The organism is Novosphingobium sp. JCM 18896 (genome assembly GCF_025938095.1).
Taxonomy (GTDB): domain Bacteria; phylum Pseudomonadota; class Alphaproteobacteria; order Sphingomonadales; family Sphingomonadaceae; genus Novosphingobium.
The window spans coordinates 528,552-543,866 of the sequence record NZ_JAPCZF010000001.1 but is presented as its reverse complement, the minus strand read 5'-3'; the positions used below and the strand labels follow the sequence as shown (position 1 = coordinate 543,866).

The window sequence follows — 15,315 nt, the reverse complement described above, 5'->3', positions numbered from 1 at the left end:
GGATTTGCGCTTTCGCTAGAGGAAATAGGGGACTCGGACGCCCGGCATCTGTGCGGGGAAATCCTTGACATTGCGTGTGACGAGAACCCGGCCGCGGATCAGCGCGGTGGCGAGGACGATGGCGTTCGGCGTGTTGAGCTGCGGCCGCTCGCGGCGCAGCGCGGCAGCGCGCGTACCGATCTCGGCGTCGATCTCGTCGATCCCGAAACCCGAGAGGAAGGCCTCGGCATCGCGAACCATCGTATCGCTGCCCTTCGACATCACTTCCATCCACACCATGCGGCTCATCCAGACCCGCGGGCCGAGCCCGGCGGCACGCCGTATCTCGGATCGCGCCGGCTCGAAACCCGTCAGCGCATCGATCACCACGTTCGCATCGAAAGTGAAGCCGCTCATGCCGGATCGGGCTTGCGCAAGGGCGGATAGCGCCCGGCGAGCATGTCGCGATGCAGCGCGCGCTGGCGATCGTCCTCGGGGTCGAACTGGTCGGGGAATTCGGCGCGGGCCGCCTCGTAGTCGTCATCCCAGGGCCGGGTCCATGCGGCCCGCTCGCGGCGCTGCCAGTCGACGGCGTCGCCGGCTATATCGACGTGATCCTTCCAAGCCCCGAAACCGCGATCGATCCAGTCCTGCGAGCCTTCGGCGCGATAGGCGCTGACCGCCTCGCGCAGCACGGCCGCGCGCGACTTGCCCTGCTCGCTCGCCATGCGATCGAGCCAGCGAATGTCGTCGTCGGGAAGATCGGCGAGAATGCGGGTCACGGGCACCTTGATATCACCTGATGATATCGCGTCAAGACACCCCTCGCCTGATACCGAGATTGGTCGGGAATCGACCCATCTGGAATTGCTCCGCCGATGAAGGCTGCTAGCCCCAACCACGGATCAAAGGGGGAACGATAATGACCTTATTGAGCCTGCCCGAAGGGCTGAACCTGCTCGACCGCCGCACGCGGTTTGCACGCATTGCACTGCTAGCCTACATAGGTGCCTCCGCACTCGATGTCCTGGTTGCGATCGGACAGTTCACCGGCGCGATCGACAGCGAGAGCATGAGCCTGCCGATGGCAGGCGCCTTGACTGCCATCTTCCTGTTTTACTTACTGACTTTCGCGGCGACGGTGGTGCTCGTCGCCATGTGGGTCTACCGCGCGCACGCCAATCTGCGCGCCGCAGGGATCGATGACCTGGCTTTCAGTCCGGGTTGGGCCGTGGGCTGGTATTTCGTTCCGGTTGCCACCTTCGTGCAGCCCTTCAGGGCGATGCGCGAGCTTTGGTCCGTATCGCTCGGACAGTACGAAAGCTTCGGCGATGATGCCGATCCGCAGATCAAGCTGTGGTGGGGAACCTGGCTGGCCGGCAATATCATCGCCTACGTCGGGATGCGCGACACGTTCACCAATACGCCGGCAGCGATCCAAGTCGGACTTATCGTCAGCATGCTTTCTTCCTTGCTGCTGATGGCATCGGCCTGGCTGCTCGCGCAGATCATGGCGGAAATCAACGCGGCTCAACGTGACGGTATACCAATGGCGCAAGCCTTCGCCTGAACGAGTTCAATCGTCGACGATCTTGAGCAGCCGGCGTTCAAGCGGGGACAGGACGCCGGCCAGTTCGTGTCCGCGCTTGAGCACTTGCCCGGCCTCGCCGAACAAGGTCCACATGCCCTGCTTGGCGCGCAGCGAAGGGCGCTTCTCAATGCGCGCCTGCGGGCGTTCGGCGGCGCGGCGGAAAGCCGAAAAGCTCGCGGCGTCGCGATCGAAGTCCATCGCATAGTCGCGCCACTCGCCGGCGGCGACCATGCGACCGTAGAGATCGAGAATCCGCTGCAGCTCGATCCGATCGAAACCGACCTGCAGCTTGGGAAAGGCTAGGATTGTGGCGCTCGGTCCGCTGACTGCCGCTCCTGAGGCCATCTAGCGATCAGCTCCGCGTCCGCTTGCGCGTGACCGGCGCATCGGGGCCATCGGCGAGTTCGCGCTCGGACAGCAGCTCCTCGACCTGCGCCTGCAGCAGCGCGATGCGGGCTTCGAGGTCCTCGATCCGCTGGCCGCTGGGCTCGCACGGTTCCTTGCAGGGCGTGCCATAGGGCATGAAGTCCTTGGCCCAGGTCTCGGCCTTGACCAGGGTCGAGCGCGCCTTGACGCCGACCATCGTCGCGCCCTCGGGCACGTCGTCGGTCACCACCGCATTGGCACCGATGCGCGCGCGCTGGCCGACCGTGATCGGGCCGAGGATCTGCGCGCCTGCGCCGACGATGACGTTGTCCTCGAGCGTCGGGTGGCGCTTGCCGCCCTTGCCGTTGGTCGGATTGGTCCCACCCAAGGTCACGCAGGGGTAGATCGTGACATTGTCGCCGATCACCGCGGTCTCGCCGATCGTGATGAAGCCATGTTCGAGGAACAGGTGCTTGCCGATCTTGGCGCCGGGATGGATCTCGAAGCCGGTGAGGAAGCGCGACATGTGCTGGACGGCGCGCGCGAGGAAGAACAGCCGCGCGTTGAACAGGCGGTGCGAGACGCGGTGCCAGCCCACGGCCCACAGGCCCGGATAGAGCAGCACTTCCAACCGCGATCGTGGCGCCGGATCGCGCGCAACGATGGAGTCCACGTAAGCGGTAAGTCTTGAAAACATCGCCCTGTTTTGTCCCATCAATCGCCCGCCAAAGCAAGCGCGGCCGGGTTTCCCGGCCTCAACTCCCTGAAATCGTGTCGAGCGCATCGCGCCAGATCGAAAGCGTCGGAGCCTGCTTGCGCTCCAGACTCAACCGATCGATCGCCGCCACCAGACGTTCGACGCCCATGTGGCTACGCGGCATGCGCGGTACAAGGTAGGCCGCCGCGCTTTCGTCGAGCGCCAGCCCGCGCAGTTCGGCATGGAGCGCGACGAGATCGGCCAGCATGGCATCGTCGGGGGCGCCGATCTCCAGCCGCAGCGCCGCACCGAGCCGCGAACCGAGATCGGGCAAGGTCACCCGCCAGTCGGACTTGTTGCTGACGAACAGCAGCGGCCGGCCGCTTTCCTGCGCCCGGTTCCAGGCGTGAAACAGCGCGGTCTCGTCGGCCGCCTCGGCGTCGTCGACCACGTCGCCGGCATCCTGCTCGACGAACCAGCGCGCGAGCAGCGACTTGCCCGAGCGCGGTGGCCCCAGCAGGATCGCAGTGCGGAACGGCCAGGCCTGGGCATGGGCGAAAGCGTCGATCACGCCGGCATTGGCGTTGCCCGCGACGATCCGCGAGGGTCCCGCGCCCTGTCCGGCCGCGAGCGGAAGAGCGATCTGCGACATGGCTGCGTCTTAGCGCTTGATGCTCAAGGCGTTGTTACCAACGCTCACCTGCCAGCCGCGCGCGCGCAGCGCCGCGGCGAGTTCATCGAGGCTGCCACCCGAGGTCACGCGCATGACCGAGGTACCGCCGATCGCGATCGAGCTGGTCGCCGCGCCCTGGACCCCGGCCGAGCTGCGCACCGATGCCAGCGCCGTGTCCACCGCCCCGGCATCGGGCGAAGCGAACTGGACCGTGAAGGTCGAGATCTTGGTCGCAGCCGTGGGCGTCGCGCTCGGCGTCGCGCCCGGCGTGACAACCACCGGCGCGCCATCGTCGAGCGGCGCCGCCTGGGCCGCGGCGGCATGCAGCGCCGCCAGCGCCGCGTAGAACGCGCTCTGGTCGGTCACCAGGGTCGCATCGGGGCGCAGCACGCCCTGATAGAGCGCGCCGGCATAGATCTGGTCGATCCGCACCAGCGCCTGGTTCAGCATCTTCGGCACGCCGCGCTCGTCGGGCGCGGTCAGGGTGAAGCTGTCGAGATAGGTGTTGTCGGGGCCGTAGCGCGCGGTGAAGGTGCCCTTGACCGGACCGCCCGGCCATTGCCGTTCGAGCCGCGCGACCGGGATCAGCACGTCGGACGCGTTGAACTGGTCGAGAATGCCGCGCCACCACAGACGGCTGCGACGACTCGCCTGGCCGGCCGTGAGGAGCAGCGATTCGCCGCCCGCGCCGACGGGGCGGACATAGTCGATCGGGCTGGCCCCGGTCTGGAAGTTGGCCCAGGCGCGCTGCCACAGCCCGCGCACTTCGAAGACCTGGCCGACACCGCCCGATTCGAGAATCGGCAGGACCAGCAGCGGCGCCGAACGCGACCGCTCCACCCCGCCCTCGCCGGCCGCGATCAGGCCGCCGGCCTTGGCGCGGTCGAACACGACGCCGAGCCGCGCGACATAGCGATGCGGGCCGATCTGCTCGCGTTCGATGACCACGGCGGAAACCAGCGCATCGATCTGCCCGTCGGACAGCTTGGCGCCGCCGATCTGCTCCCAGGCCTTGCGCTGCGCCTCGTTCCAGCCCGCTTCGCGCGCTTCCTCGGCGGTCTTGCCGGTGGTGTTGACCTCGATTCCGCCGACCTGGATGTCGGTGGTCGTGGCCAGAGGCGCGATGCCGCGCTCGCCCTCGACCTGTGCGGTCAGGCGGCCCGAACCCGTTACGGCGAGTGCCAAAGCCAACGCCGTCGCGAGCCCGATCACGAGCTGGCCGGCCGGTCCGGGGCGGAAAGTCGCCAGTCGTTGGGGGAAGGTCAAATGGTGCATCGGGGAAAACCGCGCGCCTTTTGCCCAAACGGTCATGGAAATCCAAGCGGGAAAGCGATAGGCGCCTGCGTATGTCTGAAGACAAGTCCTATAGCTACGAACAGGCGGGCGTTTCGATCGCCGCCGGCAACGCGCTCGTCAAAGCGATCGCGCCCCTCGCCAAGTCCACCGCGCGCCCCGGCGCCGACGCCGAGCTCGGCGGCTTCGGAGGGTTCTTCGACCCCCGTGCCGCGGGCTACAAGGATCCGTTGCTGGTCGCGGCGAACGACGGCGTGGGCACCAAGGTAAAGCTGGCGATCGACCATGATCGCCACGACGGCATCGGCATCGATCTCGTCGCCATGTGCGTCAACGACCTCATCGTCCAGGGCGCCGAGCCCCTGTTCTTCCTCGACTATTTCGCAACCGGCAAACTCGACAACGGCGTCGCCGAGCGCGTCGTCGCCTCGATCGCCGAGGGCTGCCGCCAGGCCGGTGCCGCGCTGATCGGCGGCGAGACCGCCGAGATGCCCGGCATGTATGCCGCGGGCGACTATGACCTCGCCGGCTTCTGCGTCGGCGCGGTCGAGCGCGGCGAACAGCTGACCGGCGACAAGGTGGCCGAGGGCGACGTGCTGATCGGACTCGCCTCGTCGGGTGTCCATTCGAACGGCTACTCGCTGGTCCGCCGACTCGCCGCCGACAAGGGCTGGAAGCTCGACCGCCCCGCCCTGTTCGATCCCGACCGCCTGCTGATCGATCACCTGATCGAACCGACGCGGATCTACGTGAAGAGCCTGCTGCCGCTGATCCGCGGCGGCAAGATCAAGGCGCTCGCCCACATCACCGGCGGCGGCCTGCTCGAGAACATCCCGCGCGTCCTGCCCAAGGGCCTGCATGCGCAGGTCGATGCCGATGCCTGGCAGCAGCCGCGGCTGATGGCCTTCCTCCAGGCCCAGGGCAACATCGAGCCCGAAGAAATGGCGCGCACGTTCAACTGCGGCGTGGGCATGATCCTCGCGGTCGCGCCGGCCGACGTCGACGCCGTGCTGGCCGATCTCGCCGCCGCCGAAGAAACGGCCTTCACCGTCGGCCACATCGAGGCCGGCACGCGCGGCTGCACCGTCAGCGGCAGCGTCGAGACCTGGAGCGCGCGCGCGCCGTGGAGCGCCACGCATAATGCCTGATGCAGGGCCTGAACGGGCAAAGGTCGCCGTGCTCATCTCGGGCAGCGGCACCAACATGGCGGCGCTGCTCTATGCCAGCCGCGCCGAAGACTGCCCGTTCGAGATCGTCCTCGTCGCCAGCAACAATCCCGACGCCGGTGGCCTAAAACTGGCCGCCGCCGAGGGCGTCGCGACCTTCGCCCTTCCGCACAAGGGCATGGATCGCGCCGACCACGACCAGGCAATGGACGCGCAGATCCGTCAGAGCGGCGCGCAATACGTCGCGCTGGCCGGCTACATGCGCATCCTGACCGGCGATTTCGTCGCCGGCTGGGAGGGGCGGATGCTCAACATCCATCCCTCGCTGCTGCCCAAGTACAAGGGCCTGCACACGCACGACCAAGCGATCGCCAACGGCGATAGCCATGGCGGCGTCAGCGTTCACCTCGTCACCGCCGAGCTCGACGACGGCCCGGTTCTGGGCCAGACGCCGGTGGCGATCCTGCCCGGCGACACGGCCGACAGCCTGGCCGCGCGCGTGCTGATCGCCGAGCATCAGCTCTATTCGCGCATGCTGGCGAAGCTGGTGACCAAGGCCAGCGATCCCGAACACCTGCTCGGCCAGGTTCGCGAGCATGCCCTCGCCCTGCCCGAGACCGACGAGGTCACCTCGCACGGCATGCCCTGCTTCGGCATCGTGAAGGGCAAGAAGTTCGCCTATCTCAGCCGCGATCACCACGGCGACGGCAAGGTCGCACTGTTGGTGAAGATCAGCGGGCTCGACGAGCAGCAGCACCTGATCGAGCAGGACGAGGCGCGCTATTACCGCCCCGCCTATTTCGGCGACGGCTGGATCGGCATCCGCCTCGATCTCGGCGATACCGACTGGGACGCGGTGGCGGAGTGGCTGGCCCGGTCCTGGCGTTCGGTCGCTCCCAAGCGCCTCACAGCGCTGATGGATGCCGCCGACGCGTTCTGAAGCTCAGACGGGCTTAGATCAGACGGGATTGCGTGAGGCCAGATAGAGCCAATCGCCCTGCCCGATCCACGGTCCGACTAGCGCCGTACCCGCGAACAGCGCAGCATAGGCCAGCATTTTTGGGCTCCGCTTCCAGTGGCTCGGCGTTCCGAAGCTGTAGCCGAGCCTGATCCGCGTCTGATCGGCGCGCAGCGTCTTGTAGCCGGCCTTCTCGGTCAGCGCCGCCAAGGTCCGGCGCGAGAACTGGAACAGGTGGTGCGGCGGCTCGGGATGCGGCCAATAGTCGAGCCGGTTGGCCAGCTTGTACGACAGCCGCGGAAACAGGCCGTCGATGTCGGGGGTCGACTGCAGCAACAGGCCGCCCGGCTTGAGCAGACGACGGATCGCGACGAGCTCGGCGAAGGGATCGGCCAGATGCTCGATCACGTCGAACAGCGTGATGACGTCGAAACTGCCGGGCGCATGCCCCGCCTCGCGCCAATCGCCGGTGTGCACGTCGAGACCGAAATGATCGCGCGCGAAGGCCGAAGTCGCGGCCGAAAGCTCCGCGCCCGAAACCACGAAGCCGGCGGTGCGCGCTTCGTTGAGGAACAGCCCGCTCGAACAGCCGATGTCGAGCAGCCTGAGCCCCGTGGGTTGCGCAATCGAACGGCGCAGGAAGGTCAGGTGCTGGCGCGCGATCTCCTGCATTCGGGCGAAGGTGGCGTGGCCCAGATCGAGCAACGCGCTGTGATAGTCGGCGCCGCCATCGTAGAGCGCGGCGATCGCCGCCTCGTCGGGCGGATTGGCGATGAAGGCGAGACCACAATGGCCGCAGGCGACGAGGTCATAGCCGGCCTTGCGGAACAGCGTTCGATGATCACGCGCGCCGCAGAGGTTGCAGGCGAGCAGCTGCTGCGCCGCGCTGACGTCGATCGCGAGTTCGTGGCCCATGCTGGCGGGTCTAGCCCGCGGATTGCAAGAAGCCGTTAACGCCCGGCGATCTCCCGCTCCTTGTCGAGATGATCGAGCAACCGATCGAACCGCCGCTGCAGCCGCACGATTTCGAGCTGGGTGCGCAGGTTGACCTCGTAGTCGTGCCGCGCGGCGATGCGATCCTTCGCCGATTGCCGGTTCTGGCTCATCATGATGACAGGCGCCTGGATCGCCGCGAGCATCGACAGCATCAGGTTGAGGAAGATGTAGGGATAGGCATCGAACGGATGCAGCCCGAAGGCTTCGAGGATGCGGCTGTTGATCAGCATCCAGCCGAGCAGCACCACAGCAAAGGCGATGATGAACGACCACGAACCGCCGACCGCAGCGACCTTGTCGGCCAGCCGGTCGGCGAAGCTGGCATGAAGCGCGGCTTCCTCGTCGGCGTCGAGATCGATCAGTGCGCCCGTGGCGATGCGCCGCAGGACGTTCTGCTCCTCGGGTTCGAGCTCCTCGAAACGGCGGCCGAGGAGATCCTCGGCCAGTTGCTCAGGCGTTCTTCCCGGGTTGTGCATAGATCATGATCCTAGGGCCTCGGCGATCAGTGCACGGGTGTTTGCCACGCCGTAGAGCGCGATGAAACTGCCCATGCGCGGGCCCTGGCTCGATCCGAGCAAGGTCTCGTAGAGCGCCTTGAACCAGTCGCGCAGCTGCTCGAAGCCGTAGTGCGGGTCCTTGCCGATCTCGTAGACGATGTTCTGCAGCTCTTCGGCCGTGGCATCGTCCGAGGTCGCCGCGAGTTCCTCGTCGAGCGCGGTCAGCGCGGCGATCTCGCCGTTCTCGGGCTTACGACGCTGGAGCGTCGGCGCGATGAAATCGCGGTTGTAGGCCAGCGCCGTGGTCACCAGCCTGTCGAGCGCCGGATGCGCCTCGGGCCGGGCATCCTCGACATAGTTGGCGAGGTAGGACCAGACCTGCTCGCGCGTCGCCTTCGGGCCGAGCACGCCGACGAGATTGAGCAGCAGGCCATAGGTCACGGGCAGCTTGTCGCCCGCGCCCTTGCCGCCTTCGGTGACGTTGAGCAGGTGCCAGACCGGATTGCCCAGTTGCTGCTCGATCGGCTGCTCGGGCAGCTTCTCGCGGAACTGCCAGTATTCGTCGACCGCGCGCGGGATCACGCCGATGTGGAGCTGCTTGGCGCTCTTGGGATCGCGGTAGAGGTAGAAGCCCAGGCTCTCCTCGCTGCCGTAGGTCAGCCACTGCTCGATCGTCAGGCCGTTGCCCTTGGACTTGGAGATCTTCTCTCCCTTCTCGTCGAGGAAGAGCTCGTAGATCATGCCCTCGGGCCGGCGGCCGCCAAGCGCCTGCGCGATCTTGCCCGACTGGGTGACCGAGTCGGTCAGGTCCTTGCCGCACATCTCGTAGTCGACGCCGAGATCGACCCAGCGCATCGCCCAGTCGACCTTCCACTGCATCTTGGCATTGCCGCCGAGGATCGAGCGCTCGACCACCTGGCCGTCCTCGTCGGTGAAGCGGACGAGCCCCTGGTCGGCGTCGATCACCTCTACCGGCACCTGCAGCACCGCACCCGTGGTCGGCGAGACCGGCAGGACCGGCGAATAGGTCTTGCGGCGCTCCTCGCGCAGCGTGGGGAGCATGATGCCCATCACCGCGTCGTAATTGCGCAGGACGTTGCGGATCGCATCGTCGAATGCGCCCGAATTGTAGCGGTCCGAGGCCGAGACGAATTCGTAGTCGAAGCCGAACCGGTCGAGGAATTCGCGCAACATCGCGTTGTTGTGGTGCGCGAAGCTCTCGTGCGTGCCGAAGGGATCGGGGATCCGGCTCAGCGGCTTGTGGAGGTTGTCGTGCAGGACGCCGGCGTTGGCGATGTTGTCGGGCACCTTGCGCAGGCCATCCATGTCGTCGCTGAAGGCCACCAGCCGCGTCGGCGCGCCACCGGTCAACACCTCGTAAGCGCGGCGGACTAGGGTCGTGCGCAGGACTTCCTGGAACGTGCCGATGTGCGGCAGGCCCGAGGGACCGTAGCCGGTCTCGAACAGCACCGGCGAGCCGTCTTTCTTGCCCTGCGGAAAGCGCTTCACGAGCTTGCGGGCTTCCTCGAAGGGCCATGCCTTGGAGGTCTGTGCGGCGGTCCGGAGTGCATCGTCGTTCATAGCCCGCCGCCTTTCGCGCCAAAGCGCCGGAGAGGCAAGCGCGAAGGGCATTTTGGGAACCTCGACGGGGCCTTCCCGGTTATTTCTCGCGGAAATGCGAGGAATTCGACCCGTGAACTATCTCAAGACGCTGCACGATCAGGTCAACGCCATGCTCAAGGGCCTCGTCCAGCAATTGCCATCGCTGGCGATCGCGCTGACGATCCTCGTGCTCACCTGGTTCGTGGCACGGTTCGCCGTCAGCATCGCCGATCGGCTGACCCGCAACGTCCACATGCGCGAAAACCTCAAGCAGCTGGTCGAAACGCTGGTGCGGCTGTTCATCTGGATCGCCGGCTTGATGATCGCCGCGACCGTGGCGGTTCCGGGCATCACCGCGGGCTCGGTCCTCGCTGGCCTCGGCGTCAGCGCGCTGGCGATCGGCTTCGCCTTTCAGGACATCTTCCAGAATTTCCTGGCCGGCGTGCTGATCATGCTGCGCGACAAGATGCGGATCGGCGACTCGATCGAATGCCAGGGCATCACCGGCAAGGTCGAGCGGATCACCTTGCGCGAAACGCATATTCGCGCGCCGTCGAACGAACTGACGATCGTGCCCAATTCGGTGCTGTTCAAGAATCCGGTCAAGGTCACCACCGACAACCCGCACCGCCGCTTCCAGATCACGCTGGGCATCGTCTGGGACCACGACATGGACGAAGCCGCCGCGGTAATCCGCAAGGTCGTCGAAGGCGTGAAGGGCGTCGAATCCAGCCACCCGGTCGACGTCTTCGCGCGCGAGTTCAAGGACGGCTCGGTCGAGTTCCTGGTGCGCTGGTGGTCGGGCGCGCGCGCCAACGACTTCGTCATCCAGGACGAGATCGTCCGCGGCATCAAGCGCGCGCTCGACGAAGCCGGCATGGAAGTGACGGGCGCCGACGCGACGACGATCGCGATCGAAACGCCGTCGACCGATGCCCCGTCCGGCGAGACCGGTGAACCTGCCAGGAACAAGCACGACGAACTCGTCTGACTCGACGACGGGAAGCGGGCGCGATTTGGTAACCTTGGCGGGCTAGAATCGCGGGCGGATGACGCCCAGCCTCTCGCCCGAACTCGAACAATCGCTGCGCCGCGAACTGCTCGCCGGCGAGCGCCTGCTGTGGAGCGGCCAGCCGCGCGCGGGCAAGCTCAAGCGCGGCTTCGGCATCTGGCTCTTCGCCATTCCCTGGACCGCCTTCGCGCTGTTCTGGGAAACGATGGCGCTGCTGCCGTGGAGCGCCGCGACCAAGACCCCGACCGCGATACAGTGGAGCTTCGGCATGATCTTCCCGCTGTTCGGCCTGCCCTTCGTTGCCATCGGCCTGTGGATGCTGTGGCAACCGATTCGCGCGATGCGCAAAGCGAGCACCACCGCCTATGGCCTCACTGATCGCCGGCTGCTGCGCGTCGTCGATGCGAAAGATCGCAAGGTCGAGAGCGTGATCCTCCACCAGATCGGCCCGATCGACCGGCGCGAGGGACGCGACGGCTTCGGCGACCTGCGCATCCAGACGCACAGTCGGACCGACAGCGACGGCGATCGCGTGACCGAGCGCTTCGAAGTGCTCGGCGTGCCCGATGTCGCGCGGCTCGAACGATTGCTGCTCGAAAATATCGAGCGACGGACCGCGCCCGTTCAGTAGCTCAGCGTCGTCATCTTGAACGGGATCTCGAGGTCGAGCCGCACGCTGTAGCGCGGCCCGGCGGCTTCGGGCGCGCTCCAGTTGACGATCAGACCGCGGCAGCGGACTTCGGACGCCAGCAGACGCCAGGTCTGCAGCCATTCGCGATACTGGCTGGCGACGTGGCGCGGCAGATGGCCGATCCGCCGCCCCTCGATCTCGACGGCGACGGCATGCCGTTCCTCGCCACCCTCGTAATCGATCAACAGCGCGGCGATGCAGTCCTGACGCAACCGCGTGAGCGGGCGGGCACGGACGATCTCGTCGAGCTCGGCCTGGCAGCGCGCCACGCCGCGAAGCTCAACCTGATAGTCCTGCCGGCCATGGAGGAACAGACGGCGCACGGCTGCCTCGTCGGCATCCTCGTCCAGAGGGCGCGCAAGTCCAAGCCACGATCTCAGCGTCGAGGGAAACATCATGATGAAGCGCGACCCGTTTTTCCCGCTTAGGTATATGCCCTTATTGGGGAGCTTTTGTGACGCGGCGGCGGGAAAGCCCTTCCCCCGGGTTCCAGTTTCGTTCTAACGCTCGGGGCATGACCGCCCTCCCCCTTCCCGCGATCCACGCCAGCCATGGCGGCTGCTGGCTGCGCGATGCGATCGGGGTGACGCGCGGGCTCGGCAAGGGTGAGGCGATCATGGCCGCGGCGGATACGCCGCTGCTGATGCTCAACGCGCCGCTGGTGGCCACGCGGCTCGGCTATCCCGATCTCTCCGGGCTCGACCTGCTCGAACTCTACGCCTTCGTGCATCCGGCGCGCTTCGTCGTGCCCACGCCGAAAGGCCTCGCCACCGCGCTCGGCCTGGCCGAACCCGCGGGCGACGACGAGGTGCCGGCGCTGCTCCAGGCCGCCGCGGCGGCGCTACTCGACACTTGCGAAAGCCCCGACTGGCCCGAGCGCGAGGGGGCCTGGTCCGTGCTCCAGTCGCTGGTGCGCATGCGCTGGCCCTGGGCCGGGCCGCTGTCCGCGCGCATCGCCCAGCCCGATCGCGCCGAGCGCTGGCTGTTCTCCAAGCTGCCCGAGTGGGAGGAAGCGCCCGAGCGCCCCCAGCCCGCGCAGGTCACGCTCGACGAACAGGCCGTGCTCGATCGCCTGGCTGCGCTCACCGGCGACTCCGCCGAACAGCGCCCGAGCCAGCGCGCCTATGCGGCCGAGACCGCGCACGCCTTCGAGCCCCGCCGGCGCGAGGCCGCGCCGCATGTGCTGCTGACCCAGGCGGGCACGGGCATCGGCAAGACGCTGGGCTACCTCGCGCCCGCCTCGGTCTGGGCGCAGCAATCGGGCGGCACGGTCTGGGTCTCGACCTTCACCAAGGCCCTGCAGCGCCAATTGCGCCGCGAGAGCCGCCGCGCCTGGCCCATGCACCGTCGCGACGGCAGCCCGCCCGTGGTCGTGCGCAAGGGGCGCGAGAACTACCTGTGCCTGCTCAACCTCGAGGATGCGCTCCAGGGCGGCTTCGGCGGCCGCGCCGCGATCCTCGCCCAGCTCGTCGCGCGCTGGGCCACCTATACCCAGGACGGCGACATGATCGGCGGCGACCTGCCCGGCTGGCTCGGCACCTTGTTCCGCCAGCGCGGCATCACCTCGCTGACCGACCGCCGCGGCGAATGCGTCTATGCCGGCTGCCCGCACTATCGGAAGTGCTTCATCGAGCGCGCCGCGCGCAATTCGGCGCAGGCGGACCTCGTCATCGCCAACCACGCGCTGGTCATGGTCAACGCCGCGCGCGGCCGCGATCATGCGGCGCGCCCGACGCGGCTGATCTTCGACGAAGGCCATCACGTCTTCGAAGCCGCCGATTCGACCTTCGCCGCGGCGCTGACCGGCGCCGAGACGATCGAACTCAAGCGCTGGGTGCTCGGCCCCGAGCGCGGCTCGAAAGGCCGCCGGCGCGGCCTCTCGGCGCGCCTGGCCGACATTTCGAGCTACGACGAGCAAGGCGCCAAGGCGATCGCCGCCGCCGCGCACGCGGCCGAGGCGCTGCCCAGCGACGGCTGGCTGCAACGGCTTAGCGAGAATGTCCCGGTCGGACCGCTGGAAGAGCTGTTCGCCGGCGTGCGCGCCACCGTCTATGCGCGCGACGAGAGCGGCGGCCAGGAAGCCGGCTATGGCCTCGAAACCGAGGCCGCCCAGCTCGAAGGGCCGTTCATCGAACAGGCCCAGGCCGCCGAAGCCGCGCTCGCCGAACTGCGCCAGCCGCTGATGCGGCTGGGGCTGCGGCTCGAAGCGCTGCTCGAAGAGCCGCCCGACTGGCTCGACGGCCCCGGCCGTGCGCGCATCGAGGGCGCGCGGCATTCGCTGGCCTGGCGGATCGACCTGCTCTCGGCCTGGGAAGCCCTGCTCCACCGGCTCGGCGGTCCGGCCGATCCCGAATTCGTCGACTGGCTCGCGGTCGAGCGCGGCGACGCGCGCGAATTCGACATCGGCCTGCACCGCCGCTGGCTCGATCCGATGAAGCCCTTCGCACGCACCGTGCTCGAACCGTCGCATGGGGTGATGCTGACCTCGGCCACGCTCAAGGACGGGCATGGCGCCAGCGGCGACGACTGGAACGCCGCCATCGCCCGCAGCGGCACGCCGCACATCGGCATCGCCCCGCGACTGTCGGCCTTCGAGAGCCCGTTCGACTATGGCGCCCAGGCCGAAGTGCTGATCGTGACCGACGTGCCCAAGGGCGACATTCCTGCGCTCGCCGCGGCCTATGGCCGACTGATCGAGGCGACGGGCGGCGGCGTGCTCGGCCTGTTCACCGCGATCCGGCGGCTGCGCGCGGTCTACGGCCGCATCGCCGACCGGCTCGCGCGCGGCGGGCTGCCGCTCTTCGCCCAGCACGTCGATCCGATCGATACGGGCACGCTCGTCGATATCTTCCGCGACGATCCGCGCGCCTCGCTGCTCGGCACCGATGCCCTGCGCGACGGCGTCGACGTTCCCGGGCATTCGCTGCGGCTGGTGGTGATGGAGCAGGTGCCCTGGCCCAAGCCCTCGATCCTCCACCGCGCGCGGCGGCTGGCGGGCGGCGGTTCCGCCCATGACGACCGGATCATCCGCGCGCGCCTGGCCCAGGCTTTCGGCCGCCTGATTCGCAGCCGCGAGGACCACGGCCATTTCGTCGTCCTATCCTCGGCTTTCCCCTCGCGGCTGCTCTCCGCCTTTCCGCCGGGCACGCCCGTGCGGCGGCTCACGCTCGACGAGGCTTTACAACGGGTGGCGAGCGGTGTTTCACCTGCCCCCGTGACAACCGACACTTCCTCTTCGAACCCCGCATGAAAACCCTGGGTATCTGGCGCCACGCCAAGTCCGATTGGAACGATCGCGCCGCGCGCGACTTCGATCGCCCGCTGAACAAGCGCGGGCTCAAGGGCGCGGCGATCATGGGGCAGCACATCGCGCAGCAGCCGATCTACTGGGAGCGAATCATCGCCTCGCCCGCGGTGCGCGTGGCGCAGACGATCGAGCTCGGCGCACAGGCCGCCAAGATCAATCCGCAGGTCCGCTGGGACCGCCGCATCTACCTGGCCAGTTCAGCGACCCTGATCGACCTGCTGCGCGAGCAGGAAGGCGATCCGACGACGATCCTGATGGTCGGACACAATCCGGGGCTCGAGGACCTGATCTTCGATCTCGTCCCCGACGACGGCAGCAATCCGCTGCGCGACATCGTCGAGGAGAAGTTCCCGACCGCGGCCTTCGCCAAGCTCGAACTGGACATCGACAGCTGGGCCGACCTCGAAGACGGCGGCGCAAGGCTCGTGCTGCTGACGCGCCCGCGCGACCTCGATTCGGAACTGGGGCCCGAGCCCGCCTGAGCGCG

17 protein-coding genes are annotated in these 15,315 nt (G+C 67.7%); 7 read left to right on the top strand and 10 right to left on the bottom strand.

The features are described from left to right. Positions 1-15: 15 nt before the first annotated feature. Together OLX23_RS02650 and OLX23_RS02645 are read right to left on the bottom strand one after the other, a co-directional pair. Complete coding sequence (locus OLX23_RS02650; RefSeq protein ID WP_264442813.1) at positions 16-396, bottom strand: PIN domain-containing protein; 381 nt, start codon at positions 394-396, stop codon at positions 16-18. Then, a complete protein-coding gene (locus tag OLX23_RS02645) occupies positions 393-761 on the bottom strand; it encodes a ribbon-helix-helix protein, CopG family (protein WP_264442812.1) in 369 nt (122 codons plus the stop codon). Before OLX23_RS02645 ends, OLX23_RS02650 begins: the two co-directional genes overlap by 4 nt. Positions 762-901: 140 nt before the next feature. On the opposite strand from OLX23_RS02645, the gene OLX23_RS02640 reads away from it, so the two are divergent. Next, positions 902-1,549 (top strand): DUF4328 domain-containing protein, encoded by a 648-nt coding sequence (locus OLX23_RS02640; protein ID WP_264442810.1) that lies wholly within the window; start codon positions 902-904, stop codon positions 1,547-1,549. A gap of 6 nt (positions 1,550-1,555) precedes the next feature. Here the strand turns inward: OLX23_RS02640 and OLX23_RS02635 are convergent, their stop codons facing one another. The 4 genes from OLX23_RS02635 to OLX23_RS02620 are packed head-to-tail and all read right to left on the bottom strand — an operon-like array spanning position 1,556 to position 4,581. Continuing rightward, positions 1,556-1,915, bottom strand: a complete 360-nt coding sequence (locus OLX23_RS02635; protein ID WP_264442808.1) for a DUF2794 domain-containing protein — start codon at positions 1,913-1,915, stop codon at positions 1,556-1,558. 7 nt (positions 1,916-1,922) lie between these two features. Next, positions 1,923-2,633 (bottom strand): serine O-acetyltransferase EpsC, encoded by a 711-nt coding sequence (gene epsC / locus OLX23_RS02630; protein WP_264442807.1) that lies wholly within the window; start codon positions 2,631-2,633, stop codon positions 1,923-1,925. A 58-nt stretch (positions 2,634-2,691) separates the two neighbouring features. Next, positions 2,692-3,285, bottom strand: a complete 594-nt coding sequence (locus tag OLX23_RS02625) for an ATPase (RefSeq protein WP_264442805.1) — start codon at positions 3,283-3,285, stop codon at positions 2,692-2,694. A gap of 9 nt (positions 3,286-3,294) precedes the next feature. After that, a complete protein-coding gene (locus OLX23_RS02620) occupies positions 3,295-4,581 on the bottom strand; it encodes a heavy-metal-associated domain-containing protein (protein WP_264442803.1) in 1,287 nt (428 codons plus the stop codon). 71 nt (positions 4,582-4,652) lie between these two features. On the opposite strand from OLX23_RS02620, the gene purM reads away from it, so the two are divergent. Both purM and purN read left to right on the top strand, forming a co-directional pair. Further along, positions 4,653-5,747, top strand: coding sequence for a phosphoribosylformylglycinamidine cyclo-ligase (gene purM, locus OLX23_RS02615; protein ID WP_264442801.1), 1,095 nt, complete (start codon positions 4,653-4,655; stop codon positions 5,745-5,747). Next, positions 5,740-6,705 (top strand): phosphoribosylglycinamide formyltransferase, encoded by a 966-nt coding sequence (gene purN, locus OLX23_RS02610; RefSeq protein WP_264442799.1) that lies wholly within the window; start codon positions 5,740-5,742, stop codon positions 6,703-6,705. Before purM ends, purN begins: the two co-directional genes overlap by 8 nt. 18 nt (positions 6,706-6,723) lie before the next feature. Here purN and OLX23_RS02605 read toward each other — a convergent pair whose 3' ends face one another. The 3 genes from OLX23_RS02605 to OLX23_RS02595 are packed head-to-tail and all read right to left on the bottom strand — an operon-like array spanning position 6,724 to position 9,797. Continuing rightward, positions 6,724-7,638 (bottom strand): class I SAM-dependent methyltransferase, encoded by a 915-nt coding sequence (locus OLX23_RS02605; RefSeq protein WP_264442797.1) that lies wholly within the window; start codon positions 7,636-7,638, stop codon positions 6,724-6,726. A 35-nt stretch (positions 7,639-7,673) separates the two neighbouring features. Beyond that, complete coding sequence (locus OLX23_RS02600) at positions 7,674-8,195, bottom strand: DUF1003 domain-containing protein (protein ID WP_264442795.1); 522 nt, start codon at positions 8,193-8,195, stop codon at positions 7,674-7,676. Positions 8,196-8,198: 3 nt separating this feature from the next. Beyond that, a complete protein-coding gene (locus OLX23_RS02595; protein ID WP_264442794.1) occupies positions 8,199-9,797 on the bottom strand; it encodes a lysine--tRNA ligase in 1,599 nt (532 codons plus the stop codon). Positions 9,798-9,909: 112 nt separating this feature from the next. On the opposite strand from OLX23_RS02595, the gene OLX23_RS02590 reads away from it, so the two are divergent. Next, on the top strand, positions 9,910-10,809 hold the full coding sequence (locus tag OLX23_RS02590) for a mechanosensitive ion channel family protein (protein ID WP_264442793.1): 900 nt from the start codon (positions 9,910-9,912) through the stop codon (positions 10,807-10,809). 58 nt (positions 10,810-10,867) lie between these two features. After that, entirely contained in the window at positions 10,868-11,461 is a 594-nt protein-coding gene (locus OLX23_RS02585; protein ID WP_264442791.1) for a hypothetical protein, read from the top strand. Here OLX23_RS02585 and OLX23_RS02580 read toward each other — a convergent pair. Then, positions 11,455-11,844: a hypothetical protein gene (locus tag OLX23_RS02580; protein ID WP_264442789.1), complete on the bottom strand. Its 390-nt coding sequence runs from the start codon at positions 11,842-11,844 to the stop codon at positions 11,455-11,457. The two genes, OLX23_RS02585 and OLX23_RS02580, sit on opposite strands and share 7 nt — an antisense overlap. A gap of 191 nt (positions 11,845-12,035) precedes the next feature. Between OLX23_RS02580 and OLX23_RS02575 the strand changes: the two genes are divergently transcribed. Continuing rightward, positions 12,036-14,771, top strand: a complete 2,736-nt coding sequence (locus OLX23_RS02575; RefSeq protein WP_264442788.1) for an ATP-dependent DNA helicase — start codon at positions 12,036-12,038, stop codon at positions 14,769-14,771. After that, a complete protein-coding gene (locus OLX23_RS02570; protein WP_264442786.1) occupies positions 14,768-15,310 on the top strand; it encodes a SixA phosphatase family protein in 543 nt (180 codons plus the stop codon). The genes OLX23_RS02575 and OLX23_RS02570 overlap by 4 nt, the downstream gene beginning before the upstream one ends. Positions 15,311-15,315 lie beyond the last annotated feature (5 nt).

Excerpts from the sequence above, each read along its gene's own strand:
- OLX23_RS02650 (WP_264442813.1), bottom strand. The coding sequence starts at position 396 with ATGAGCGGCTTCACTTTCGATGCGAACGTGGTGATCGATGCGCTGACG.
- OLX23_RS02640 (WP_264442810.1), top strand. The coding sequence starts at position 902 with ATGACCTTATTGAGCCTGCCCGAAGGGCTGAACCTGCTCGACCGCCGC.
- OLX23_RS02635 (WP_264442808.1), bottom strand. The coding sequence starts at position 1,915 with ATGGCCTCAGGAGCGGCAGTCAGCGGACCGAGCGCCACAATCCTAGCC.
- epsC (WP_264442807.1), bottom strand. The coding sequence starts at position 2,633 with ATGTTTTCAAGACTTACCGCTTACGTGGACTCCATCGTTGCGCGCGAT.
- OLX23_RS02625 (WP_264442805.1), bottom strand. The coding sequence starts at position 3,285 with ATGTCGCAGATCGCTCTTCCGCTCGCGGCCGGACAGGGCGCGGGACCC.
- OLX23_RS02620 (WP_264442803.1), bottom strand. The coding sequence starts at position 4,581 with ATGCACCATTTGACCTTCCCCCAACGACTGGCGACTTTCCGCCCCGGA.
- purM (WP_264442801.1), top strand. The coding sequence starts at position 4,653 with ATGTCTGAAGACAAGTCCTATAGCTACGAACAGGCGGGCGTTTCGATC.
- purN (WP_264442799.1), top strand. The coding sequence starts at position 5,740 with ATGCCTGATGCAGGGCCTGAACGGGCAAAGGTCGCCGTGCTCATCTCG.
- OLX23_RS02605 (WP_264442797.1), bottom strand. The coding sequence starts at position 7,638 with ATGGGCCACGAACTCGCGATCGACGTCAGCGCGGCGCAGCAGCTGCTC.
- OLX23_RS02600 (WP_264442795.1), bottom strand. The coding sequence starts at position 8,195 with ATGCACAACCCGGGAAGAACGCCTGAGCAACTGGCCGAGGATCTCCTC.
- OLX23_RS02595 (WP_264442794.1), bottom strand. The coding sequence starts at position 9,797 with ATGAACGACGATGCACTCCGGACCGCCGCACAGACCTCCAAGGCATGG.
- OLX23_RS02585 (WP_264442791.1), top strand. The coding sequence starts at position 10,868 with ATGACGCCCAGCCTCTCGCCCGAACTCGAACAATCGCTGCGCCGCGAA.
- OLX23_RS02575 (WP_264442788.1), top strand. The coding sequence starts at position 12,036 with ATGACCGCCCTCCCCCTTCCCGCGATCCACGCCAGCCATGGCGGCTGC.
- OLX23_RS02570 (WP_264442786.1), top strand. The coding sequence starts at position 14,768 with ATGAAAACCCTGGGTATCTGGCGCCACGCCAAGTCCGATTGGAACGAT.